Source organism: Metamycoplasma alkalescens, from assembly GCF_900476125.1.
In the GTDB taxonomy this organism is placed as follows: Bacteria; Bacillota_I; Bacilli_A; order Mycoplasmatales; family Metamycoplasmataceae; genus Metamycoplasma; species Metamycoplasma alkalescens.
Window position 1 is genome coordinate 780,896 of the sequence record NZ_LS991949.1, and the last position, 25,283, is coordinate 806,178.

The following is a 25,283-nucleotide window of genomic DNA, read 5'->3' on the forward strand; positions in this document are numbered from 1 at the left end:
ATCAAACTATGGAATATAAATTAAAAGACTCTAATAATTGAATTAGTATTGATAAAAATAAACTTACAGTTTCTACTCCTGGAACTTATGAAATAAGAGTTAAGTCAACTAATGATGGTATATCATCAGATTCAGAAATAGTAGTAATTCACTAATATATAAGAACTTGCTAAAATAGCTAAGTTCTTTTTATTTTTAATCTATATTTAATTAAAAGTTTCCCGAAAAATTAACTATATAAGATTTTTTGAATAAGTTCCATACTCTTTTTAGGTAGCTCAGTTTCACACCAAATGTCATTTTTATATGGCATTTGTATTTTTTTAATTCATATGTATATTTTGGCATGAAAAAATCCCTCCTCTATTTTGTCCGGTTTTTGGGGGACTCTGCAAAAGACTTTTTACTAAGTGATTTTTAAAAATATTTTAAAGTTCAAGCCCTTTTTTACTTTTAAATATTTTGTAAAAAAACTTTGTTTTAATAAAAAGACTCACAGCAACTGGAGTCTTTTTATTTGTTTTATCTTAATTCTTTTTAGATAACTAAGATTTTTTTTATTTTTTACCCTTATATTGATCAGGTCTTATTAGTTCAGCTTCCGGTTTCTTTGTACCACCACACGAAGCAGCTACTAGTGGTAAAGACGAAACTGATACTATTGAAGCTAAAGAAATAAGTATTTTATTTAATTTTTTCATATAAATATATTAGAAGTAAACTGAGACAAAACAAAAGGTAAATTTAGAAGGAAAAAATTATCAAAATATATTGAAAATGAATGTAAAATCAATATAAATTTTCAAAATCTAACTAAGATGAATGAATAAATTAGCTCTTTTTTTGCTTTGTTATTTATAAAAGAATAATGACATTTTTTATTAAGTATAAACCTTATTTAAAAGTTTTTGTTTAGCGTATTAAAAAAGGTATATTTATATTATTTACCATATACATCACATTTTAAAAGAAAATAGAAAATATGATTGAAAGGCCATCCAAAACTTATATTAGTAGCCTATAAAGATAAAAAATCTTTTTTAGTCTAATTTTCTTGTTCACATTTATTTTTTTAACTAAAAAAAAGTTAATTTTAGTGAATTTTTGAATATTCATATCCATATATGAAAATAATTATGATTAAAATTAGAATTTAATTTGATTAAATAATTAAATTTATGATATAATTAAATAGTGATGAATAAATATAATAAAATACTTATTTCTTTAGCTTCAATAGTATCAGTTTCGTCTTTACCACTAGTAGCTGCTTCGTGTGGTGGTACAAAGAAACCAGAAGCTGAGGAAAATAAAAACCCTGGAGGAGATAAAAACCCTGGAGGAGATAAAAACCCTGGAGGAGATAAAAACCCTGGAGGAGATAAAAACCCTGGAGGAGATAAAAACCCTGGAGGAGATAAAAACCCTGGAGGAGATACAGAAGCTGAACTAATAAGACCTGATCAAGATCAAAACAAAGACGACGAAGATGATTCAGAAGCTGAACTAATAAGACCTGATCAAGATCAAAACAAAGACGACGAAGATGATTCAGAAGCTGAACTAATAAGACCTGATCAAGATCAAAACAAAGACGACGAAGATGATTCAGAAGCTGAACTAATAAGACCTGATCAAGATCAAAACAAAGACGACAAAGATGATTCAGAAGCTGAACTAATAAGACCTGATCAAGATCAAAACAAAGACGACGAAGATGATTCAGAAGCTGAACTAATAAGACCTGACCTGATCAAGATCAAAACAAAGACGACAAAGATGATTCAGAAGCTGAACTAATAAGACCTGATCAAGATCAAAACAAAGACGACGAAGATGATTCAGAAGCTGAACTAATAAGACCTGACCTGATCAAGATCAAAACAAAGACGACAAAGATGATTCAGAAGCTGAACAATTAAAGGATTTAGCAAGTAAAAGTTCATCTAAGATTTCTCCATCACCAGCTGATCCCCTTCCAGGTTCTCATAATGGAGCAGGTTTTGATGAGTGAATTTTAGGTTATTAATAAAAAAGCTCAAAGTATTAAAATTTGTTATGAAACTTAACTCACATACAGTGAGTTTTTTTATGTAAAAAAATAAATAAATTCAATATATTTTTCAATTTTAAAATTAGAAATTTTTAGTCAATTCAATGAATTAATAAGAAATAAATTATAGAAATTAAATTAAAAGAAACACTCCTATATTTATGGATCTAATTTTAATAATAAAATTTGATATAACTTTTAGGTTACTTATAGAGTAACCATTCCAAAAAGGTTATAAACTTAAAAAAATTAGGTACCTTAAGGGTGTGACAAAATATAAGGAGAAAGCACAATGTTTGCAATTATTGAAACAGGTGGAAAACAATTAATCGTTAAAAAAGGAGATGTAATTTTTGTTGAAAAACTAGAAGGCAATCAAGGTGATATTGTAACTTTTGATAAAGTTCTAGCAATTGAAGGCAAAATTGGAACTCCATATTTAGAAAGTGCATCTGTTTTAGGTCTAATTGAAAAACAGGCAAAAGCTAAAAAAATTGTTGTTTATAGACATAATCCAAAATCAACTCACAAACGTAAATTAGGACACCGTCAACCTTATACAAGAATTCAAATTACTGAAATTAAGGAGAAATAACCATGGCACATACGAAATCTGGTGGAACAACATCGAATAGTAGAGACTCAGCTGGTAGAAGACTTGGTGTTAAAGCAACTGATGGACAATTTGTGACTGCAGGAAGTATTATTTATAGACAAAGAGGAACAAAAATTTTTCCTGGAAATAATGTAGGAATTGGGAAAGACCACACTTTATATGCATTAATTGATGGAATTGTTAAATTTGAAAACAGAATTAACCGTAAATTCGCATCAGTATATGAAGATAAAAAATAATTACTAAATTTCTATTTTAAAATAATATTAAACATAAGATAAAATAAGCTTGTTTATATAAAAAAACTAAGCTTATTTTTTTAATTGTTTTTTAGTATAAGAAGAATAAAAAAAAGACTAAACTCCGCAGACCCTAGTCGGTATCATTCACATGAAATAAGCTTTTAAAGCTTTGGATAAGACATTAACTATGTTAATCCAATTTGTTATCAAATTGAACTAATAATAGTATACTAAAAAATTCATACTTTTTTTAAAATAATAATTTTAATTTACTTTACTTTTTCTTTTTTTATTTTAGGATTATATTATTAATTAAATATTCTTATAGCCTTAAGATAAAGAATTTTAGTGTTTTATAATTATCTTTATTATTTCCTTATTCTATGAAGATACTAGTTTAAAAAAATACTATCTTACTAGTTTTATAATTTAGCTTGATAAGTTTTATATTTATAAGAAATTTAATGAATTAGTCTTATCTATAATTAAAAAAAAGAATAGTTAGAGAATTTATTTAATATACTAAGAAGTAATAAATTGAATTAATTCCTTTTAAAGTTCAGGATTATTTATATATAATTTATTGTTTAATAAAGCCAATTATTAGATAATATACTTTTAAATTTAAAATTATATTGAATTTATCATGTTTTACTTAACTATAAAATAGGGGGTATAAATGAGTTTTTTTAGTAAGAATAAGATTAAGTTAGGTTATTTATTAAGTTGATTACCTATATTTTTAGGTTCTTTTGTTTATTCATGTGTTTCACCTAAAAATGAGAATAAACCGCAAGAAAGCAATAAAGCTAATAATGTTCCAAAAGATAGACATTTTTTAGCTATTGATGAATTAATTAAATTAAGCCCAAGAGAAATACATTCTAATACAAAGACTTATATAGAAAAAAATAAAGAATTTAAGAACTTTTTAAAGACCAGAAATATTAACTTTATATCCGAAGAATATCCGAGACATGAAAACGAATTAGATAAAGAATATTGAACCTATGCAAAGCACTTAGGTGAATATGGCAATCATGGCGATGATTCATATCAAAAAACTCAATTTTTTAATCCTTCAATTCCTATAGGTCATTATTTAAAACATCAACACCTAGAAAAATTTAGTGAAGAAGAAGTAAAAGACTTAAAAGTTAAAACTATAGATCTAAGTAATCTAATTAGAAATAACCCATTTGGATATTTACCTTCAAATTTAAGCCAGCTACTATCTTATGCAACTTATGAATCTATAGAAAAGAAATTCAAATTAAGAAATATTTCAAACATAAAAACTAGCTATGATGACATAAATGGTGTTATATATTTGCTTATTTATACAAATAATAATAAAAATAAACATTATTACATAATAAACAAATCTAACAATAAAGAACTAAAAGCAAACATTGATTTTTTTACATATATAAAAGATCGTAGTATTGAACTTAATGTTAATGCTAAACAATGAGTCAACATAGTAGACGAACGAAAAAATATATCAGGAATTTTTAACTTTCCTAAACTTCTTGGAACTGCTTGGGTAATTGATAGAATAAATAATAATAATAATAAAGATCATTATGAATTATTGTTAGCTACAAATATGCATGTTTTTAACTTAAGAAGTACATTTGATAAAATTTATCATTATGATAAATTTAAAAAATATTGAAATAGTTATAAAGATAAAGATTTTGGATGAAATGAGTTTCCGCCTGGATTCTATGATGGAATAAAAGCAAATGATTCTGGTGACAATAGGAATATAGAGCCTAAACCTGCTTTTAAAGTAAACAGAATTAAAGAAAACTCTTTAGATTTAGACTTTGGAGTTTTTGAAAAAAATAAGTATAAATATGAATTAGAACATAGTGATAGATTTGATGCCTTTGAAGATGCTTATGCACAATATTTAGATGCGCCATATTATACCCCGAGATATGAAAACAATAATACATACCTAAAAGCTATTCAAAAAACTTCTAAAACGTTAAAGAACAATTATAGTTATTTTAATACTAAAAATTCAGGTGCAGATTTTCTAACGCTCCGTTTAAAAATTAAAAAAAATAAATTAAAAGATGTATTACCTAAGTTAGCAAGTGTTATTGAAACAGACAAAGAAAAAGATTTTTATGTCAACTTTAGTAATAAAGAATTTAGTCCAATTAAAACGCAGTTCTATGCAGGATATTCAAAACACTGGGACCCTTTTTCTAAGAAGTCATCTCAATTTAGAGGTGTAAAATCAGAAGGTGGGATTATTTCAACTAAAAGAAGAATTGTTGATGAAAATTGATTTAGAGATATTTGATTAAGATATGATGAAAAATTAAATAAAGAATATAATTCTGAAAATAATTTATGAGAAAAATATAAAGAACCACTTATTAAGAAAAAAGTTAGTGATGATCAATATCAACCTATTAAAGAAGAGCATGGAATGCCACTTACTACACTAGATCAATTTTCTACACTGTATACAAATATACCTTTTGGTGATCTTAATCTAAAAGAGGGAGCTTCTGGTTCAATGGTGATTGATTCATCATTTAATGTAATAGGAATACTTAATACAAGAGTAGATAACGTAATTGGGGATAAAAAAGTAATTAAGTTTGATAAACCACATGGAAAAGACGGAATAATTGATGGTATAGTAGTAAGACAACAAACTAATGGAATTGTTTTATTTAAGAGTTTAAGTGATGACTATATTGGCAATGAAAAACAACCTTTTATCATTGATGGATTAAAAAACAAACTAATTAATGATAAATTAGAAACAATTAAATTAAACCCTTCAATTAAAAAATAGTCTTCTTAAGACTATAAACTTTGACAAAAAATTTGGACAAATAATAATGTTTGTTCGAATATTTTTTTATAGTTTGTTAAGTTAAATTGTTCTATTTTTCCTACGTCTCCCACTTAGTCGCGAAAACACTCAGTTTTCAGCGGCTATATTTTTTTATAAAAAAAATATAATTTATTATGCTTTTATGCTTAAATGTGATATAATAAAAACATGAAGAAGTCGAGAAATGATGCAAAAAGACAATGAAGAACATCAATAGCAAGAGTTAAAAAAGGTGAATACTTATCAATTGGAGTGCCAAGACCAGATAACAAAGGTTTTGTATACAGATTAGGATATGGTTATCTGCATGAATTAAAACAATATCACGATGATCCGCTAACAATTATCAAAGCAATTATTGCAAACTTTCCATTGTCTTGATCAAAAGAACAAGCAAGAACTAAATTAGATGAGATTCTTAAGGGAAAAAAAGAAACCAAAAAAGAAGTTTTAGAAAGGTTTAAAGGTTACGAATTAGTTGAAAAACTATTTGATTATTTCAATATTTTTAACGATTGTTCTCCCACAAAATCGACAACATTAAAAGATGTTATTTTAGAGTTGATTTATCAAAGAATTAAAAATCCAATAAGTGTTTTTAACACTTATAAAACAGCAAAAAAAGAAAAAATAGACAATTATTCAAAAAATTCATTTTATAGATCATTAGACTATATAGCAAAAAACAAAGATGAAATTCTAAGAAATTTAAATGCAAAAATTTGTGCAAATACTAATAGAAAAATTGATGTATTATGATTTTACGCAACAACTACTTATTTTGAAACATTTTCTCGTGAAGGTTATAAAAAACCTGGCTATTCAAAAGATGGAAAATTTAAAGAAGACCAGATTGTTATAGGTATGGCAACTGATGAAAATGGGATACCATTACACTACAAAATATTTCCAGGAAATGTTACTGATTCAAATACTTTCATACCATTTATGCTTGAAATTGCAGATATTTATGAAGTTAACAGTGTAACTATAATTGCTGACAAAGGAATGAGTGTTAATAGAAATATTAGATTTTTAGAATCTAAGAATTGAAAATACATAATCTCATATAGAATGAAAGCTGGAAGCAAACAATTTAAAGAGTATGTATTAGATGAAAAAGATTATATAAATGATGGTGGTTTGATATACAAAACTCGTGATATTGTATCTTCATACAATAAAAAAAGAATTAATGGACATTTTAGAAGACAAATAATTAGTTTTAGTCAAAAACGAGCAACTAAAGACAAAAACGATAGAGACATTTTAATTCAAAATTTCACTAAGAAAATGAATAAAGATAATCTTGTTTCTTGTGATGATTTAGCGGGATCTAAAAAATATAGATTCTTCAAACCTATAAACAAAGGTGCGTTTTATGAACTTGATATAGAAAAAATACAAGAAGATCAAAAATATGACGGATACTATGTTTATGAAACAAACAGAACAGATTTATCAGTAAAAGAAGTTATTAATTTATATTCAAAACAATGACAAATTGAGTCTAATTTCAAGACATTAAAAGGTAAATTATCTCTTCGTCCAATGTATTTATCAACTTGAAACCATATTGTTGGTTACATTTGCTTATGTTTCATTTCATTAGTGTTTTTAAACTACATCATCTACATTCTAAATTCAAAATTAGGACTGACTGGAAAAAGTAAAATCACTGAGCATAAAGTGATTAATGTTATCAAAGAAGTTAAAGAAATTGAAGTATTTGTAAATAAACAAAAAATCAAAACTATACAAGTGTATAATGATGAGTTACAAGAAAGTTGGCAAACTTATCAGATATTATTAGAGCTTTTAACAAAAGAAAAAGTCACTTAGACATTACATTATAAAAAAACATAACTTATGAAATCAAAAATTTACATAAGTATGTTTTTTGTTTTATGCTTAAACTGGGAAACGTAGGTTATTAGTTGCCTCATTCCTTTTTCTATTAATAAATTTTTCATCATAATAGACATCTTTTAATTTTAATAAATTTAATATTTTTCAATCAAGTACTATATCTATATCCTCAGAAAATCTCTTAATGTAATTAAATCCTTTTGACAAAGATGTCCCGCCTTTAAAAACTAAGTAATTTTTGTACAAAAAATCAGTAAATAAGTATTTTAGAACAAAACATACTCATAGGTTTTTTTCAATAATATCTTCAGAAATTCCAGTTTTTTGTGATGTTTTTTCAATTGCTAGATTTAAATCAAATTTAGGCAAATTCAAAATTTTAAGCATATTGATAATCTTTGATTTTTTTTAGATTTTCTTGAATTCAAACTGGAAGTAAATTTATATTTTTAGTTAATTCATTTTTAATATCTTTTGTAAAATTAGCTAATTTTTTTAAGTGTGATTTAGTTACATTATTTTTTTCTAAAACAATAAGTGCCTGAATAACTAGTGCCATTTTTTTTGAAAATGGATAAATTTTATAATTTGCAACATGCTTAAAAATAATTTTGTTATTACCATAATAATAAATTCTATTTGGACCAGTCGAAGCAAAAATATATACATTTGGAACTTGTGTTGAAAGGCCAGTGTAATTTAATGCCCATTCGCTTGTGGGTATTATGTCCCAACCAAATTTTTTTGCGATTTTGTCAATTATTTCTTTAGTACTCGGGATAACATTTTCTTGAAATATTTTACTAAATCTAGGTTTCATATATAATCCATCAAATACCCGAATAATTTTATTTTCCTGAGCTAATTTGTATAGTGAACATTTTATTGTATTTTGGCTTCCAAGATCATAATTATAAAAATCATTAATTGAGTAAATTTTCCCTATGTTTTTTTTCATGATATTCTCAATTTCTTTTTTTATGACCATAAAAATTACCTCCATTTAGATAACAAAATTGTAACATAAAAATACCAAAAATATATATTTTTTTGGTAATAAATTTTTAAATTCAATTGCATCATATTTGTAGTTTTAAATATAACATATTTACTTTTATAATGTGTTTTTTAAAGTAATGTATTAAAATTAAAAATAAGGAGGTTTAATGTTTAATAAAAAATATAAAGAAGTAGTCAAAATTTTTATGATTCTTCATATGATTTTTTTCTTTTGGTTAATTGCACCATTGATTATTGGTATTTTAACACTTAAAGAACTTCATAAACCTAAGTTGACAAAGGATACTAAAGTTGTTTATGGAATTCTAAACTTATTTTTATGTAGTACAGTTGCGGGTATTTTTTTATTGCTTGATATTTATAACGAAGAGACACAAAAATATCAAAATAGACAACAACATACTTCAAATCTATAATATTTAAAAATGAGATTTTTTTAAAAATAATTAAAAAAAGCAAGTCTTAACTAGGCTTGTTTTTTTAAATAAAAAATTAAAATAAATTAATCTAATAAAAAGCTAATTCTAATTAAACATTAAAATAATTCATTACATTAAAATTTTTTTAATTTTTTAAAAACTTTAAATATTGATGATAAATTTAAAATAAAATGTGTTATTATTTTCACAAATTTAATAGAGGAAATATGAGTTGATTTAAAAAAAATAAAAAAAATAAATTAGATGGCAATTTAGAAAAGCAAAATATCAATTCTGAAGAATTTAAAGCTCTTTCAATTGAAAAGAAAAAATCAAGAACAAAAAAGAAATGACTTACTTCATCATATGATATTAATCCATATGGCGTAACATTTTTTAATGTTTGAAAAAAATTTCCTAAAAAAATGTTAATGGTTTTCATTTCAGCCATTATGTATAATATTGCAATTGCAACTTTTTTAGCCAAAGCAGCAACAGTTGCAACGGGAATTTCTGCAATTGTTCAAGCAATAACTTTAACTTTTTCAAAACTAGCACCTTATTTTGCTTATATTTTCTTTGCTTTAAATTTACCGCTAATTATTATTTTTTGGAAAAAAAATTCACGGTTATTTATGGTTTTAACAACGTATTGATTGATCTGACAAGTGGCATTTCAAACACTTTTATTAATTCCACAAGTAACGAACATTTTTAATAAGATTTCAATTTATTATGTTAATTGATATTCACCTTCAAATTCAGGGGTAGCTAAAGAATTTACAAATGAATTTAAGATACTAATTCCATGAGAAACATATGGAGCATATAGCAATTCTTATAAGAATTTATTCCAATGAATTGGGGAGCCTTGAAGTCATAATTTTGTAAGCGGAATTCACACATTTGATTTAAATGATGCAATTCAAGCAGGAGCATCAGCTGAACTTGGTCACATTAAATTTATTACACAAAATCAATTTGCTCAACTTGAATATTTTAAAGCATTAATTGAAAAAGGATTCAATAACCCAACTTGACCAATTATTGTTTATGTCGGAATTGGTTCATGTATGGCAGGAATTGCTGGGGGAATTGCTTGAAAAAATTCCGCATCAACATCAGGCGGTGACTTTGTTGTTTATTATTTATCACGTGTTAAACAAAAAAGTGTTGGTAATATCTCATTAATTTTTGCAGTAATTTTTGGGACAATTGCAACATTGATCATCACAATTGTTGAAGGGGTTGGTCTATCACCTGGCAAACCATTTAACTTTGGAGCATTGTTACTAAGAATTTTATGTTCAGCTGTTTATGTTGTTATTTATATTTCATTCATTGAATTAATCAATCCTAAATACCGTAAAATTAGAATTGAAATTTATACAAAGAATCCTGAAAAAATCATTGCTAGATTCAAAGAAATCAATTACTGACATGGGTATAACATTGAAAAATTAGTTGGTGGATATACAAATACTGAAACAACGAAAATTGAAACATATGCTTTATACTTAGAACAAAATCTAATCAAAAATGAAGCTTTATTGGCTGATAAAAATGCTTGAGTCGCAATCACAAGAGTTCACAAAGTATTTGGTAATTTCAATACATCAAAAATTGAATCTTAAAATTTAAAAAATTACTCACAGTATCTTTACTGTGAGGCTTAATTATAAATTCAAGTGCAACACAATAAAGATATAAAATATAGTTGTGGACACTTGAATTTTTATTTTTAAAAATAAGAAAAAAAGTCCCGCTTGAGATAAAGGAACTTTCAATATGAATTATAACAAAAATAATAAATATAAACACATAAATGAAGTTGAAAGATCTTATATAAAATTTGAGCTTAATCGTAATAAATCAATACGTTCAATTGCAAAAAAATTAGATAGAAGTCCTTCAACAATTATGCGAGAAATAAAAAGAAACACAAGTTTAGGAACTTATGACCCCATGGTAGCAAACATTAAAGCTAAAAAACGTCATAGACATAAATATTATTTTAGATTTTTGTTGCCGAATAAATTTGATAAATTTACAGAATTATTCAAAAATAAATATGACAAAAAATACTATGGTGTGAAAGCTACATTACATGAGATAAAAAAGGATCCAAATATAAATTGTCCTTCATTAAGAACGGTATACAACTGAATAAATAAAAATCTTTGAGTTATCAAAAGAAAAGATAGATTAAGAAAATGATATAAAAAGGGTGGAAAAAGAACTACATCAGTTATAAAAAGATTGGTTAATTCAGCAGATTACGTTTTTCCAATATGAACAAGACCAAAAAAAATTGATTTAAGAAAAGAATTTGGACACTGAGAAGCTGATCTTGTATTGGGTAGAAAATCAAATGGATATTACAATGTTTTAACACTTACAGAAAGAAAAACAAGAATCGGATTCGCAATAAAAGTTCGTTCAAAATCTGGATTTGTAATAAATTCAAGTCTTAAAAATCTAATTCAAGATAACAATTTATTTGTCAAAAGCATAACCATAGATAATGGTATTGAATTTGAAAAAATTGGTTTATTAGCTAAGTGGTTAGACATAAAAATATATCGTGCAGAACCATATGCATCATTCCAACGAGGTAGTAATGAACATTGAAATGGGATTTTAAGAAGAGAATTTAAAAAGGGGTTTGATTTTAATGAAATAACCCAAGAAGAATTAGAAAAAATAGTTTTCAAAATTAACAATATGCCAAGAGAAATATTAAACTGATTAACACCTTTGGAGTTGTTTAAAAAAGAAAATAGTAATGATTTTATATTATAAAAATTTACTTATTTAAAATTGATAAAATCAAACTAAAAAAAATAATAACTGACTAATGTCAGTTTTTTGAGTATTTCAAATTTTAGTTTTAATAATAAAACTCTTTAAATTGAATTTAGATTCAAAAAAATAATAAATATTTTTTCATTTTAAACAAAAAAATAAGTTATAGAAACATTTAATTTATAATAAAAAAAGCAAATGCAACAGTGTTGCACTTGAACTTTTCATTTAGGCTCACAGTATCTTTACTGTGAGTTTTATTTATTTTTTTTAATGATAATTATTTATCTTGACCAACTTCATCTAGTTTTTTAATTCGTTCAAGATGTCTTCCACCTTCGAATTCAGTTTTTTCTCAAATATGAAACATATCTTCAACTTTTTGAGCATCTAACATTCTTCCACCCATACACAAAATGTTTGCATCATTATGTGCTTTTGATAATCTTGCTTCTTCCTCTGAAGAAACATGTGCACAACGAATGTTCTTATAACGATTAAGTGCCATTGAAATACCAATCCCAGATCCACAAAAAGCAACAAATTTGGTATTCTTATCATCAATATGTTTTTTTGCTTCTTTGGCAAATTCAATTCCGACATCAGCATATGAAATTGATTGTTTGGCATCTTTCGAACCAAATAATTCAACTTCATATCCTTCAGATTCAAGTCTTTTTGCTAATTCAACCTTAGCATCATGTCCGGCATGATCACTTGTAATTTTTACTTTCATAACTATTATCCCCTTATGATTTGTTCATCCTCAACGCGGATGATTTGACTTGGTATTTGTGACATTTCACCAAAATTATAAATATTTGTTATTTCAGGAAAAACTTCTTTTGCACTTTCAATTGTTTTACAAATTGGTGCATTTGATAAGTTACAACTTGACATATAAACTGGTCCATTTTTTTCTAAAAATTCTAATAATTTTTTTTGATTTGGCATTCTAAAGCCTTGGTCATTGACAACGAGAGTTGTTGCTCCTGGTCAATAAGTTTTAGCTAGTTTTTCAGCTTGTTGGTTTCATTGCTCAAACATTCTTGCTTGTTTGATTGATGCAACTAAAATAATTAATTTTTTATTTCGATCTCTTCCTTTTATTTCGTATATCAAATTTTTAGTTTCTTCATCAACAGGCCCACCAATCCCTAAAACAGTGTCTGTTGTTGAAATGAATAGTTTTTTATATTTATTTGTCATATTGTTATTATACTAGCATAAACAAATAAAAGTATGAAAAGATATTATAATAAGTATTATGCCAGAATTACCAGAAGTAAAAGTCGTTGTCAAAAATTTAAAACAATCAGTTTTGCATAAAAAACTTGTCAAAATTGAAGTTTTTCAAGAAAAACTTTTCAAAGAAAATTCAATTTCGGAATTTGAAAATAAACTTTTAAACGCTTCAATTACAAATATAACAAACAAAGGCAAATTTATTGTTTTTCATTTTGATAATGATGCAATCTTATTATCACATTTAAGAATGGAGGGAAAATATCGTTTTTATTTAAAAAAACATCCAAATCATCAACATCTGATGGCTAAATTCATTTTTAGTGACCAAAGTGAATTGCATTATTTGGATAGTCGAATGTTTGGAACTTTTCATTTACGCAACAAAAATAATTATGACCAAATTCTTCCTTTGTCCAAAATGGCAAAGGAACCAGGTGAAACTGACGTTAATGAATTACATCAAAGATTATCAAAAACAACAACAGCAATTAAAACAAAATTATTGGATCAAACTTATTTAGTTGGTCTTGGAAATATTTATGTCGATGAAGCACTTTTTGCATCAAAAGTTCATCCCCTAACCCCTTCTAAAAATATCCCAAAAAATAAGTTAAAAGAGATTTTAGAACACTCAAAAAGAATTATGGATAAAAGTTATGAATTGGGTGGTTCAACAATTCATACTTATGAAAGTTTCAATCAACAAATTGGTTCATATCAAAATTATTTATTAATTCATAATGATAAAATCAAAAATTGTTTAAATTGTCAAAATAAAACAAAGAAAATCAAAGTCAATGGTCGTGGCACTTATTTATGTGAAAAATGTCAGGAGAAATATTAAAAAAATGAATTTTGATTATTCATTTACAATTGACTTGCACAGTCAAGATTCAATTGAGGCAACAAATGCTGTTTTAAATGCTTTGTTTTCTTTTGAAGAAAATAAGAACTTTGAATTTTTTGACATTATTACTGGAAATGGTAGTGGAGTTTTGAAATTTGTTGTTGCAAACTTATTGGAAGATGAAAAATATCCATTTGATTTTTTGAACCAAAATCAATCAATAATTCGGGTATATCGCAAATTTAAGCAATAATTTTTTTTGTTTTTGTTTTTATTTGAAATTAGTTTTAAAATTTAAAAATTCAAAATTAAAGTGATGTAAAAAAAAGCAACACAAATTTTGAATTTTTTATTTATGAAAATCTTGCTTATTTTATGCATTTATTTTTTTGATTTAAAAAGGATTATTGGCTTTTGGTATTATAATTTTTTACATATAAATGATTTTATTGAAATAAAAAATAGTTTAAATTAAGATAATTTTAGGAGAAATATATGGCAAAAAATACTTGAAAAATTGCAAAGGAAGCAATTGAAGCACACAATAATATTTTTATTTTTCATCACATCCGACCAGACGGGGATTGTTTAGGTTCACAATTTGGATTAAGAGAATTAATAAGAACAAATTATCCAGAAAAAAATGTGTTTGTTTTAGGAGATACAGGTGGAGTTTTTCCATTCATGAAATGAGACTTTGATAAGTTTGAAGATATACCTAAAAAGAATTTTGAAAATTCATTAGCAGTTGTTGTTGATACGAATTCTTCACATCGGATTCAATTTGTGAAATATATTTTAGATAATAACTTTACACACACCTTAAGAATCGATCATCATCCAACTGATCCAGATATAAATTATGATTACACTTGAGAAGATGCAGAGTATGCAGCTGCTGCTGAGCAAATTGGATATATCGCCATGAAAGCAAAATGAAAAGTTACCAATGAAGCAGCAAGATATGTATATTTAGGAATCAATACTGATTCAGGGCGTTTTAATTATGAGTATGTTGCAAAAAGAACATTTGATGTTGTTTCATACTTACATACTGATAATGATTTTAGAGTTTGAGATGTGAATTATGATTTAGGAAAAAGGGATGAGCGAAAAGTTAAATTTGCTGCACATGTATTACTTAATTATAAAAATGAAGGACAAGTTTTATATTTTTATGTAAGTAAGAAAATTCAAAAGAAATTTAAATTAAAAGATAATGAAGCAAATGATGTTGGAATCTTAGCAAATATTGGTGATTGTAAAATTTGAGTTTTCTTTATTGATCAACCAGATGGTACAATCCGGGTAAGGGTGAGATCAAATGGAATTTGAATCAATCATATTTGTGAAAAATATAAACCAGGTGGTGGTCATGAAGTAGCTGCTGGTGCAACAGTTCATTCAAAAGCTGAAATGAAAGCAATCATTGCAGATTTGAAAGCTGAGGTTTTAAAGCATGCTAAAAATTAGTCAAGAAAGATTAGAAATTTTTAAGCAAATTGAAAAAAAGATTCAAGAACATGAAAACATTGTAATTTTTCATCACATTCGACCAGATGGTGATTGCTTAGGTTCACAATTTGGGTTGAAACATTTAATTCAAGAAAATTTTCCTAAAAAAAATGTTTATACAATTGGTGATCCTAAAGATAGTTATTCATATTTAGATTTTAAAATGGATAAATTGCCATTGCAAAAACTTGCTAATTCTTTGGCAATTATTGTTGATGCTAATTTCAAAGAAAGATTAGAATGTCGTGAGTTTTTAGACAATAATTTCTTTGACGAAGTTATTCGGATTGACCACCATCCCAATGATGATGATTTAAATGCTTCATTAGTTTGAGTTGATGCCTTATCTCCAGCCGCTGCGCAACAACTAGCAGAAATTGCTTATTTTCTAAATTGAAAAGTTAATGCGGAAGCTGCAACATATTTGTACTTAGGAATTTATACTGATTCAGTTCGTCTAACGACAAATTTAACAAATGAAAAAACCATGTTTTTGGTTGCCTGATTATGATCTAATCAAGCAAAAAAAGATTTGATTCATGAAAATATGGCAAAAAAATATTTATCGGATATTAAAATAAATTCATTTATTCAACAAAATATGCAAATAAAAAATGGTGTTGTTTCATTTTATTTTTCTTTAGAAGATCAACATAAATTTGGAATCGAAGATCCATTGAAAGGAAATCGACCATTTCTTTTAGCATCAATTGATGATAACAAAGCATGAGCATTTTTTACCCAGGAAAAAGAAAATCAAATTCGTTGCGAATTTCGTTCAAATGGTGCCTGTGTAAGAAATGTCGCAATCAAATGGGGTGGCGGTGGTCATCATCGTGCCTCTGGAGCACAAATTAAAGACCCAAAATTAATTCCTGAAATTGTTGCTGATTTAGAACATGAAATTACACTTTTAGAAAATTATGATTAGATAATAAAAAAAATGCCAGGGGTTTGGCATTTTTATTGTTTGTTTGCAATGTATTTGTCATAAATATAATCATCAGCGGCATGATAAATTGAACGAATATAAGTAAAGTAAGTTTTATATTTTTTAAAATCACCTTTTCAAACCAATTTTTTATTGATACTTCTTGAAAAATCAATCACTAAGTATAAATCAAAAAATCCAAACTCAGCAATCCCATCAATAATCATTTGTTGCATTAACATTCTAATCCGTGGTGAATTAAGATCAATATCTTTTTTGTAATGTTTTTTTTCAATTTCAACAAAGGCACCAAAATATATGTTTAAACTTGGAATTTCTTTATCATATGCATCCAAAAACAAGTCATTAATCTTTTTTTCTTCTTCAGTTAATGGTGTGTATTCAAAAATTTTATTGACATCTAAAGCTTGTTTTGCATACTTATTTTGCGATTTTAAAATTAAAAAGATTTTAATCACAATTAAGCAAAAAATCAAAATGAAAATTGTGCCAAAAACATATGAAGCAATCACGCCACCCTTATTAATTTTTCCTAATTTTTGTGTTGCAGCTAAAAATAAAATTACTCCAATTGCTAAAAATAAAAAGATTACAACAAAACCAAAAATATTAAATAATGAATCTTTAAAATTTTTCTTTTTAATTTGATTTTCTTCCATTACAATTTTTCTCCCTTATAAGTTTTTAATCGAGGATTTTTTGCATATTGTCTTCCTGCTTTAGCAATTAATTTGCCATTTAATTTTGTAGCATCGGCACTAAAACTAATTCATATTTTTAATAATGAAGCCCCAACTCCATAAGTATCAACTGGTGTGTTTAGTTTTTCAAATTCAGCAATTTTTTTTGCATCAAAACCAGATGAAACAATAATTTTTACATGTTTGCCATTGTTTGCATCCAATGTTTCTCTTAATCTTTTAATTTGATTTGGTGTCACACCATATTCCTTGGTTTTTTCTTTTTCAAACATTTTATCACTTAATGCTTTTGATGTATCGACCCTCACACCAGCGAGTTTATTTTTAAATTTTTTTAAACAAGCTAAGGCATCCGCAATAACATCATTATGGAAATCAACTAAAGCAAAAAGTTTATCATCTAAAAAAGTTTTTTCATACGCTTCAACAGCAGCGACTGTATTTCCTTCAAACATTTGAATTAAAGCATGAGGCATACTTCCAAACATTCTTTTTTTATCAAAATTTGCTGCAGCAAAAGTTGAGTGATTTTTAATCCCTCCAACTCTTAGAGCATAAGCATCATTTAATTGATTGATATAATGATCTGCACGATCAGCCATACTTACAACATTTTTTCCATTTGCTGCTTTGATAATTTGGTATGCATTCGTTGCTATGGAACTTTGTCTTGCTAAAATCCCATCAATAATTCCTTCATAAATTCCAAAGTAATGGTAATTTCCTTCTAGTTCTAACACAACTTCTTTGTCATTGACAATTGAACCTTCTTCTAAATATCTAATTGTATATTTTGAAGTGTTTGTATGTTTTTTTAATAAGTTTAAAACTTCATTAATTCCACAAAGTTTAACATCATTATTTCTTTGAAAAAATTGCAAGGTAACAATTTCATTTTTGCGATATTTTTGTGCAATTTTTTTTGTTTTAAAAAAATATATTGAAATGTAGTTTTTTAATTTCATAAATACCTACTTCTTATTATTATTATCAAATTAATACTATAATTATAATAGTTAAATTTCAATAAATATTTAATATACAAAATAACAAGGTTAATTATTATGGATAATAACATTCAAATTAAAAATAAAAAAATTCATAAAATTTCATTTTTGCAATTTGCTGCAGGATGTATCTTTTTAATTACATTAACTGGTTTTATTAGTGTGATGTTAGCAACATTTTTCAAAGATAAAGCAATAACCAATCCTTTTTATTTGTCAGTCATTGCATTTTTTGGACTTAGTTGTTTATTTTTGGTTATAAATTCAATTTTTGGAATTAAAATTGCCTTGAAAAATAATAATAAAAAACTATTAATTTTATTTGTTTTATCAGCAATTTTAATTCTTCCCTTTGTTTCAATTTATACAACTTTTGCATCTGCAACATTGATGCTTGAGTATAAGCAATAGTCATAATTGAATCTTTTTTATCTTAATTTTAATTATGCAAATGCAACAAAATTCGCAAATAAATTAAAAAAATTATTTTGCGAATTTTTTCTTAATTTTAGTTTGTTGCAAAAAAGGATTTTTTTTGTTAGTTTATGTTATAGTTTGATAATAGATATAGTAATTAAGTTTTTAAGTTATGAAACTTACAAAAATTCTTTATTTAATCTTTAATAATGATAATTATCAATAAATTTTTAATTAGTTTATTTAGTTTAAGAATTTAGTTATAAGTTTATAAATATAAAATATTTAAAACAATATCAAATAAATTTAGGAATATCAAGGAGAAATTTTGAATGAGAAAAATTAAATGATTATTTGGATTAGGGGCAATGTCAAGTTTAATGGCACTACCACTTATTGCGGCTTCATGTAAAAAAGAAAGTTTAGAACAAGTAACAAAAGCATATAAAGACGCATATTTAGAATTTAATAATGCAATTGAAAAAGATGCGGCTAAATTAAAAGAATTTAAGAATTCAATTAATGAACAAAAACAAGATGATAAGAAAAAAGAAATTCTAAAGCAAAAAAATGATTGGGTAAAAAAACAAATACCAATTTTACAAGGGTTAAGAAAAAAAGCAAATGATGCTTTTAAGAAATTGCGAGATGTTCAAAAAAATCAAAAAATTCAAATAATCAAATTAGTTCATACAAATGATGAGCATGGGAGATTAGTATTTGATGATGGCAAATTTAATAACTACTCTGGCATGCAAGGGTTAGCTGAAGTTATGTCAAGGGATTTTGATCGTGATTTACTTTTATCAGCTGGCGATTTAATTCAAGGATTACCATTATCAGATTCGGATAAAGGATTAACAATTTCAAAAGTTGCTCATCAAATGGGTTATGATGCAGTTGCAATTGGTAATCATGAATTTGATTGAGGGTTACCACATATGTTTGATATTGAAAAAGCAACAGAAAGAATGCCATTTTTATCAGCAAATACTGTTTGAAATGAAAAGGCTTTGAATGGTAAAGTTAAAATTCGGAAAGAAGATGGCTCATTTACTGAAATCGATGTTAAAACAAAAGATGGGAAAACTCCTAAAGTAGGTGAAAAAGTATTTACCCCTTACATAATTAAAACTTTAAAATCAGGTTTAAAAGTTGGAATTATGGGGATTACAACTCCTGATACAAAATTCACTTCATTACCAATTAATTCAGAACATGTAGATTTTTTAGACCCAGTTCAATCTGCAAATAAGGCAGTCGAAGAATTAAAAGCACAAGGAGTAAATTTTATTGTTGCTTTAACACATTTAGGCGTTAATAGATCTGATACAGCATGAGATGGTCGAGAATTTGCTAAAAAAGCTAAAGGTGTTGATATTGTTTTAGATGGTCATTCACATACTTTAGTAAAAATCGAAGCACACCAAAATAATAAAACTTATTTAACACAAGCTGAATGTCACACCAAATATTTAAGTGAACTTGATATTACAATTAATGCTGAAACAGGCGATGTTTTAGATGTTCAACAGCAAGTAAGAACAATTGAATATACCGAATTACTTGGTGGAAAAGAAAATAAACTTGAAAAGATCAACAAATTAATTGATGATCTAAGAAAAGAATTTGATACTATTAACAAAGCAATTGTTTTCAAATCAGAAATTGATTTTGTGCATGTCGAAAATTTTGAAATTACACATAAAGATGGTAAAAAAAGTCATCATTGAAAAGGAAGAACCCAACAAACTAATTTAGGTACATTTGGATCTGATGCTTTAGCTTGAGAATTTATTAAAGCAAACCCACAGTTTGAAGGACGTAACAATGACGAGTTTAACTTAGACAATGTTATTGGTTTAATGAATGGTGGTGGATTGCGTAAAGATGTACCTGCGGGAGATGTTAAAAGAGAGGATATTCTTGGTATTTCTCCATTTGGTAACCGTGCTGGTGCTGTTAGAATTAAAGGTTCAACATTCTTGAAGTTATGAAACATGGCGCATTAAAAACTCTTTCAGGTGGTTATGGACAATATTCACATAATGTTGAAGCAAAAATTAAAGTAAAATCAGAAGATGAAAGAAATAAAAGAGTTTATGAAATTGATGAAAATTCAATAAAAATCAATAATAAATCAATTGATAAAGATAAATTCTATTATGTTGTAACTAATGATTTTATTTTAGTTGGTGGTGATGGTTATGGTATGCTTAATTACACCAAACAAAAAGATAGTGTAAAGCAAATTTTTGAAGGTCGTGATATGGTTGAAGTATTCATTGATTATGGTAAGCAAATTACTTCAAACAAAAATCAAGATAATGATTCAAATCCTTTTTCAAAACGTAAAATTTCAGACTATGACAAATCAGTTCAACAAAAAATAATCGTTGATCACAAAGTTGAATAAATAAATTAATTTATTACTAAAAATCAAAACAAATTTAAGGTTTTGATTTTTTATATTAATTTTTTTTATTTTAAGCATTCGATTTGCTTGATAATTATTGTTTTTTTATTCTTCAATTTATAAAAAAAATAAGGAAATCTTGAATAATTTCCTTATTGAAATAATGCTTATTTATGATAAGAACAAAGTCATTATTGCGGTGTTTAAAACATCATCAAATGTTGCACCACGACTTAGATCATTAACAGGTTGGTTTAATCCTAAAACAAATGGTCCAATTGCTTCATATCCACCCATTCTTTGTGCTATTTTATATCCAATGTTGCCTGAATGAATTTCTGGAAAGACAAAGATATCAGGTGTTTTTTTAGTTAGAATGTTATCTTTAAATTTTTTATCCCTAACAAGTTTGTCAAAAGCAGCATCAAATTGAATCTCACCTTCAACTTTATAGTTTTTTTCTTTTGATTTCAAAATTTGAACAGCCTTATTTACCCGATCAACATCTTCACCCTTACCCGAACCATTTGTTGAATAACTTAGCAATGTTGCTTCGATGTTTTGAACATTTATTGTTTTAGCAAATTCGGCTGCCATTTCTGTGATATCAACTAATTGTTCACTTGTTGGTTTAATGTTTAGTGCACAATCTGTAAAAATGTATTTTTCATCATTTTTAGCCATGATAAGAACAGTACTTGCAATACTATATTGAGGTTTTGTACCAATGATTTGAAGTGCAGGACGAATTGTGTCAGCAGTAGTGTTGTTTAATCCTGATAACATGCAATCTGCCTGATTGGTTTTTACTAACATACAACCAATGTAGTTTGGTAATTTCATCATAGCAGTAGCTTGTTCAGGCGTTGCTTTTCCTTTTCTTATTTCAACAAATTTCTTTTCAAATTCCTCGGTATTAAATTTATCCAAAGCTATAATTTCAAGATTTGAATATTTTTTTAATTCAGAGGGAATATCTTTTTCATATTTGAAAACTAAGATTGGTAAACCTAAGTTTTTTTCAATTAATGTTTTTGCTACATCTTGAATGATTTTTGCTTCACCTTCAGGTAAAACAATCCGTTTTTTATTTTTTTCTTTAGCTAGTTTATTTTTTATTTCTTGTATTGTATACATTTATTTCTCTCACAATCTTTATTATTAAAAATGAATAGCTTTTCCTGTTTCTAAAGCCTCAGCTACTTCACCAACTGCCTCACTCATTGTTGGATGAGGGTGAATAGTATTAGCTATTTCAGTAATTGTTCCTTCAGATTCAATTACTGCAACAATTTCGGCAATCAAATCAGTTGCCCGATTTCCAACAATATGTGCCCCTAAAATTGATTTATATTTAGGTTCAACAATAATTTTGACAAATCCAGTTGTACTATCATCAGCTAATGCTTTACCAATTGCTGAAAATGGGAATTTAAATGTCTTGTAATCAACTTTATCTTGTTTTAATTGTTGCTCTGTTTTACCTACCATTGCAACTTCTGGGTCAATATAGATACATGAAGGTACCCGATTGAAATCCATGATAATATCTTCAGCATCTTTTTTATTTGCTTTTTTAGCAATTCTGTTAGCAGCAACAATTCCAGCTTTTACTGCTGAATGGGCTAGCATTGCTTTTCCAGTCACATCACCAATTGCATAAACTGAATCTATATTGGTTTCATGATATTGGTTAATTGCAATTCCTTTTCTTGGTGTTAATTCTAATCCTAGTTTTTCAAATCCATCAAAAGTAGTTTTCCGCCCAACTGATTCTAAGACATAATCACCTTTAATGCTATGAGTAGCTCCATCAACTTCATAAACAACAGCACCATTCTTAAATTCTTTTACTGATGCATTTGTTACAACATTAACATTGTAAGTTGTTTTTAATTCTTTTGTTACTAAATCAATTACATCTTGGTCTAACATTTCCAAAATTGTTGGTAAAGCTTGTAAAACAGTAACTTTTGTTCCTAAACTAGCAAATAAGCATCCAAATTCAATGCCAATTACACCACCACCAATTACAACTAAACTTTTTGGAACTTTTGGAATTGATAAAATTCCTGTTGAATCAATAATTATGCCATCTTTTCTTCCTTGTTCAAAACCAGGTAATGGTAGGTGATTTGGTAATGAACCAGTTGCAATAATAATATTGTTAACATGGTAATTTTTATCATTAACTGAAATTGTATTTTTATCCAATGCTTTTGCTACACCAATAATTTGTGTAACCTTATTTTTGTCTAATAAATATTTAACTCCACCAGTTAATTTTTTAACAATCCCATTTTTTCGATCAATTGCTTGTGCTCAATCAATTACTATTTCTTCAGGATTTTTGATTACAATCCCTAATTCTTTCGCCTTATGCATCACATCATGATAAACATGACTAGTTTTTAATAAAGATTTAGTTGGGATACATCCCACATTCAAACAAACTCCACCATAGTATTCTTTTTCAACGATTAAGGTTTTTAAACCTAATTGTGAACACTTAATTGCAGATACATATCCACCAATTCCTGCGCCAATAACAGCAACATCAAAACTATCTCCAATTTTTAAATCAATTTTTTTCTCATCAGTTTTTTTATTAGTTGGCCCTCGACTTGGCAAGACATCATTTGAAACTGGAGTTGAGCCAACGACACTAGCATTTTCTTCAATTTCTTTTACTGTTTCTTCTTTTTGTTGAGAAACAGCAGCTGAAGCACTTCCATCATCAATTTCAATCACAACATCTCCAACTTTAATTTCTTGTCCAGATTTAATGTTCACTATGGCGATTTTTCCAGAAACTGGCGATGGAATTTCACTATTAACCTTATCAGTTTCAACAAAGTATAATGGTTGTCCTTCTTTGACGTTGTCTCCAACTTTAACTAAAACTTCAGCAACAGTTCCTTCAGTCAATCCTTCACCAATATCAGCAAATTTAACTTTAAACATATTTTTCTTCTTTCGATTTTTTTATTTTATTTATATAAATAGTAATACTGGTTTGGATAAATAATCTTGGACTTTAATTAAGAATCGACCAGCATCAGCACCATCAATAATTCGATGATCACAAGTCATTGAAAATGGCATTATGAATCTTTTTTGAATTTCATCATTGACATATATTGGAACTTGTGTCATAGTTCCAACTCCTAAAATAGCAGCTTCAGGTGAATTAATAATTGGCGTAGCATAGTCTAAACCAACAGATCCAAAGTTTGATACTGTAAATGTTGCTTCACTCATTTCATTTCTTGTTAATTTTCCATCTCGAGCTTTTTTAGCAAGATCTGTAATTTTGATTGCAATTTCAAAAATACTTAATTGATCTGCTGACTTAATAACAGGAACCATTAAACCTTGAGGAGTATCAACTGCTATTCCGATATTAATATTATTCATAAAAAGAATTTTATTGTTTTCAAAATCTCCCCGAACATTAATATTTGGCATTTCTTTTAATGATTTAGCAACTGCTTTAACAATAAATGCCAAATAAGTTAACTTAACTCCTGAAGCAGCAGCATGTTCTTTTAATTCATTTCTTAATTTATGAGTTTCTGTAATATCAATGTTTTTCATTCCAGTAAAGGCCGCAATTTCAGTATGTGATTTAACCATTGCTTTCACTGTAGCTTTTCTAATTCCACTCATATTCACAATTTCTCATGAAAGTGGAGCCGAGACATCGACTACTTTTGGCATTGGAGAATTAGTTTGTGCTATTGATTGAGTTGTAATTTTTTCTTCAATTTGAACTAGTTTTGTTGGTTGATAATTTTTTACATCAGCAACTAAGATTCTTCCATTCGGTCCACTTCCAATTAATATTGATAAATCAACATTTAAATCAGCAGCAATTTTTCTAGCCAATGGTGTTGCTTTAATTTGGGTTTTTGTTATTTCTTTGGCTGCAACATTTCTTGTGATAATCTCATTTGAAACAGGAGTTGCACCAACTACACTGGCATTTTCTTCAATTGGTTTTATTTCCTCTTTTTTAGGTTGAACAGTTGCAGCCGAAGCATTCCCATTATCGATTTCAATCACAACTTCTCCAACTTTAATTTCTTGTCCAGGTTTGATGTTAACTATGGCGATTTTTCCAGAAATAGGTGAAGGAATTTCACTATTAACTTTATCAGTTTCAACAAAGTATAATGGTTGGCCTTCTTTAACACTATCTCCAACTTTAACTAAAACTTCAGCAACAATCCCTTCAGTCAATCCTTCACCAATATCAGCAAATTTAACTTGATACATATTTATCCTTTC

24 protein-coding genes and 1 pseudogene are annotated in these 25,283 nt (G+C 26.9%); 15 read left to right on the plus strand and 10 right to left on the minus strand.

Annotation, left to right across the window (positions count from 1 at the left end; translation table 4 throughout):
* Positions 1-8: 8 nt before the first annotated feature.
* The gene (locus tag D2845_RS06880) at positions 9-155 is read left to right on the plus strand and encodes a hypothetical protein (protein ID WP_231992777.1); all 147 of its coding nucleotides are present in this window, start codon (positions 9-11) and stop codon (positions 153-155) included.
* 402 nt (positions 156-557) lie between these two features.
* Here D2845_RS06880 and D2845_RS03585 read toward each other — a convergent pair whose 3' ends face one another.
* Positions 558-701, minus strand: a complete 144-nt coding sequence (locus D2845_RS03585; RefSeq protein ID WP_231992778.1) for a variable surface lipoprotein — start codon at positions 699-701, stop codon at positions 558-560.
* A gap of 496 nt (positions 702-1,197) precedes the next feature.
* On the opposite strand from D2845_RS03585, the gene D2845_RS03280 reads away from it, so the two are divergent.
* The 5 genes from D2845_RS03280 to D2845_RS03305 all read left to right on the plus strand — a co-directional run bounded on the left by D2845_RS03280 (position 1,198) and on the right by D2845_RS03305 (position 7,619).
* Positions 1,198-1,800: a variable surface lipoprotein gene (locus tag D2845_RS03280; RefSeq protein WP_117275986.1), complete on the plus strand. Its 603-nt coding sequence runs from the start codon at positions 1,198-1,200 to the stop codon at positions 1,798-1,800.
* A gap of 545 nt (positions 1,801-2,345) precedes the next feature.
* The gene (rplU, locus tag D2845_RS03285; RefSeq protein ID WP_110858489.1) at positions 2,346-2,648 is read left to right on the plus strand and encodes a 50S ribosomal protein L21; all 303 of its coding nucleotides are present in this window, start codon (positions 2,346-2,348) and stop codon (positions 2,646-2,648) included.
* Between the two features lie 2 nt (positions 2,649-2,650).
* Positions 2,651-2,908 (plus strand): 50S ribosomal protein L27, encoded by a 258-nt coding sequence (gene rpmA, locus D2845_RS03290; RefSeq protein ID WP_110858490.1) that lies wholly within the window; start codon positions 2,651-2,653, stop codon positions 2,906-2,908.
* Between the two features lie 682 nt (positions 2,909-3,590).
* Positions 3,591-5,735: an MAG2960 family serine endopeptidase lipoprotein gene (locus tag D2845_RS06885; protein ID WP_110858491.1), complete on the plus strand. Its 2,145-nt coding sequence runs from the start codon at positions 3,591-3,593 to the stop codon at positions 5,733-5,735.
* Positions 5,736-5,945: 210 nt separating this feature from the next.
* A complete protein-coding gene (locus tag D2845_RS03305) occupies positions 5,946-7,619 on the plus strand; it encodes an IS1634 family transposase (RefSeq protein WP_117275987.1) in 1,674 nt (557 codons plus the stop codon).
* Positions 7,620-7,688: 69 nt separating this feature from the next.
* On the opposite strand, the gene D2845_RS06890 is transcribed toward D2845_RS03305, so the two are convergent.
* Positions 7,689-8,033 carry a nucleotidyl transferase AbiEii/AbiGii toxin family protein gene (locus D2845_RS06890; RefSeq protein ID WP_110858498.1) on the minus strand — a complete coding sequence of 115 codons (345 nt, stop codon included), beginning with the start codon at positions 8,031-8,033 and terminating at the stop codon, positions 7,689-7,691.
* Positions 8,026-8,604 (minus strand): DUF6088 family protein, encoded by a 579-nt coding sequence (locus tag D2845_RS03315; RefSeq protein ID WP_231992780.1) that lies wholly within the window; start codon positions 8,602-8,604, stop codon positions 8,026-8,028. Before D2845_RS03315 ends, D2845_RS06890 begins: the two co-directional genes overlap by 8 nt.
* A 208-nt stretch (positions 8,605-8,812) precedes the next feature.
* Between D2845_RS03315 and D2845_RS03320 the strand changes: the two genes are divergently transcribed.
* From D2845_RS03320 to D2845_RS03330, 3 genes are all read left to right on the plus strand, one after another.
* On the plus strand, positions 8,813-9,082 hold the full coding sequence (locus D2845_RS03320) for a hypothetical protein (protein WP_002881427.1): 270 nt from the start codon (positions 8,813-8,815) through the stop codon (positions 9,080-9,082).
* Between the two features lie 230 nt (positions 9,083-9,312).
* Positions 9,313-10,719 carry a DUF2179 domain-containing protein gene (locus D2845_RS06895; protein WP_110858496.1) on the plus strand — a complete coding sequence of 469 codons (1,407 nt, stop codon included), beginning with the start codon at positions 9,313-9,315 and terminating at the stop codon, positions 10,717-10,719.
* 154 nt (positions 10,720-10,873) lie between these two features.
* The gene (locus tag D2845_RS03330) at positions 10,874-11,887 is read left to right on the plus strand and encodes an IS30 family transposase (RefSeq protein ID WP_117275966.1); all 1,014 of its coding nucleotides are present in this window, start codon (positions 10,874-10,876) and stop codon (positions 11,885-11,887) included.
* Between the two features lie 283 nt (positions 11,888-12,170).
* On the opposite strand, the gene D2845_RS03335 is transcribed toward D2845_RS03330, so the two are convergent.
* Together D2845_RS03335 and D2845_RS03340 are read right to left on the minus strand one after the other, a co-directional pair.
* A complete protein-coding gene (locus D2845_RS03335) occupies positions 12,171-12,626 on the minus strand; it encodes an RpiB/LacA/LacB family sugar-phosphate isomerase (protein WP_110858324.1) in 456 nt (151 codons plus the stop codon).
* A 5-nt stretch (positions 12,627-12,631) separates the two neighbouring features.
* Positions 12,632-13,099, minus strand: coding sequence for an L-threonylcarbamoyladenylate synthase (locus D2845_RS03340; protein ID WP_002881424.1), 468 nt, complete (start codon positions 13,097-13,099; stop codon positions 12,632-12,634).
* A 58-nt stretch (positions 13,100-13,157) separates the two neighbouring features.
* Here D2845_RS03340 and mutM point away from each other — a divergent pair, with 58 nt between their 5' ends.
* From mutM to nrnA (D2845_RS03360), 4 genes are all read left to right on the plus strand, one after another.
* On the plus strand, positions 13,158-13,982 hold the full coding sequence (mutM, locus tag D2845_RS03345; protein ID WP_110858325.1) for a DNA-formamidopyrimidine glycosylase: 825 nt from the start codon (positions 13,158-13,160) through the stop codon (positions 13,980-13,982).
* A gap of 4 nt (positions 13,983-13,986) precedes the next feature.
* A complete protein-coding gene (locus D2845_RS03350; protein WP_110858326.1) occupies positions 13,987-14,238 on the plus strand; it encodes a Smr/MutS family protein in 252 nt (83 codons plus the stop codon).
* Between the two features lie 242 nt (positions 14,239-14,480).
* On the plus strand, positions 14,481-15,458 hold the full coding sequence (gene nrnA / locus D2845_RS06900; protein ID WP_110858327.1) for a bifunctional oligoribonuclease/PAP phosphatase NrnA: 978 nt from the start codon (positions 14,481-14,483) through the stop codon (positions 15,456-15,458).
* Entirely contained in the window at positions 15,445-16,431 is a 987-nt protein-coding gene (nrnA, locus tag D2845_RS03360; RefSeq protein ID WP_002881420.1) for a bifunctional oligoribonuclease/PAP phosphatase NrnA, read from the plus strand. Before nrnA (D2845_RS06900) ends, nrnA (D2845_RS03360) begins: the two co-directional genes overlap by 14 nt.
* Positions 16,432-16,463: 32 nt before the next feature.
* On the opposite strand, the gene D2845_RS03365 is transcribed toward nrnA (D2845_RS03360), so the two are convergent.
* Positions 16,464-17,111: a hypothetical protein gene (locus tag D2845_RS03365; protein ID WP_110858328.1), complete on the minus strand. Its 648-nt coding sequence runs from the start codon at positions 17,109-17,111 to the stop codon at positions 16,464-16,466.
* Complete coding sequence (locus D2845_RS03370; protein WP_110858329.1) at positions 17,111-18,118, minus strand: nicotinate phosphoribosyltransferase; 1,008 nt, start codon at positions 18,116-18,118, stop codon at positions 17,111-17,113. Before D2845_RS03370 ends, D2845_RS03365 begins: the two co-directional genes overlap by 1 nt.
* Positions 18,119-18,217: 99 nt before the next feature.
* Between D2845_RS03370 and D2845_RS03375 the strand changes: the two genes are divergently transcribed.
* Together D2845_RS03375 and D2845_RS06905 are read left to right on the plus strand one after the other, a co-directional pair.
* On the plus strand, positions 18,218-18,571 hold the full coding sequence (locus D2845_RS03375) for a hypothetical protein (protein ID WP_110858330.1): 354 nt from the start codon (positions 18,218-18,220) through the stop codon (positions 18,569-18,571).
* Positions 18,572-18,957: 386 nt separating this feature from the next.
* Positions 18,958-20,993, plus strand: a pseudogene (locus D2845_RS06905) (bifunctional metallophosphatase/5'-nucleotidase).
* Positions 20,994-21,164: 171 nt separating this feature from the next.
* On the opposite strand, the gene pta reads toward D2845_RS06905, so the two are convergent.
* From pta to D2845_RS03400, 3 genes are read right to left on the minus strand one after another with little or no spacing between them, the layout of a single operon-like run.
* The gene (gene pta, locus D2845_RS03390) at positions 21,165-22,130 is read right to left on the minus strand and encodes a phosphate acetyltransferase (RefSeq protein WP_002881413.1); all 966 of its coding nucleotides are present in this window, start codon (positions 22,128-22,130) and stop codon (positions 21,165-21,167) included.
* A 24-nt stretch (positions 22,131-22,154) separates the two neighbouring features.
* On the minus strand, positions 22,155-23,957 hold the full coding sequence (gene lpdA, locus D2845_RS03395; protein ID WP_110858331.1) for a dihydrolipoyl dehydrogenase: 1,803 nt from the start codon (positions 23,955-23,957) through the stop codon (positions 22,155-22,157).
* Between the two features lie 30 nt (positions 23,958-23,987).
* Complete coding sequence (locus tag D2845_RS03400; protein WP_110858332.1) at positions 23,988-25,271, minus strand: dihydrolipoamide acetyltransferase family protein; 1,284 nt, start codon at positions 25,269-25,271, stop codon at positions 23,988-23,990.
* Between the last annotated feature and the right edge of the window lie 12 nt (positions 25,272-25,283).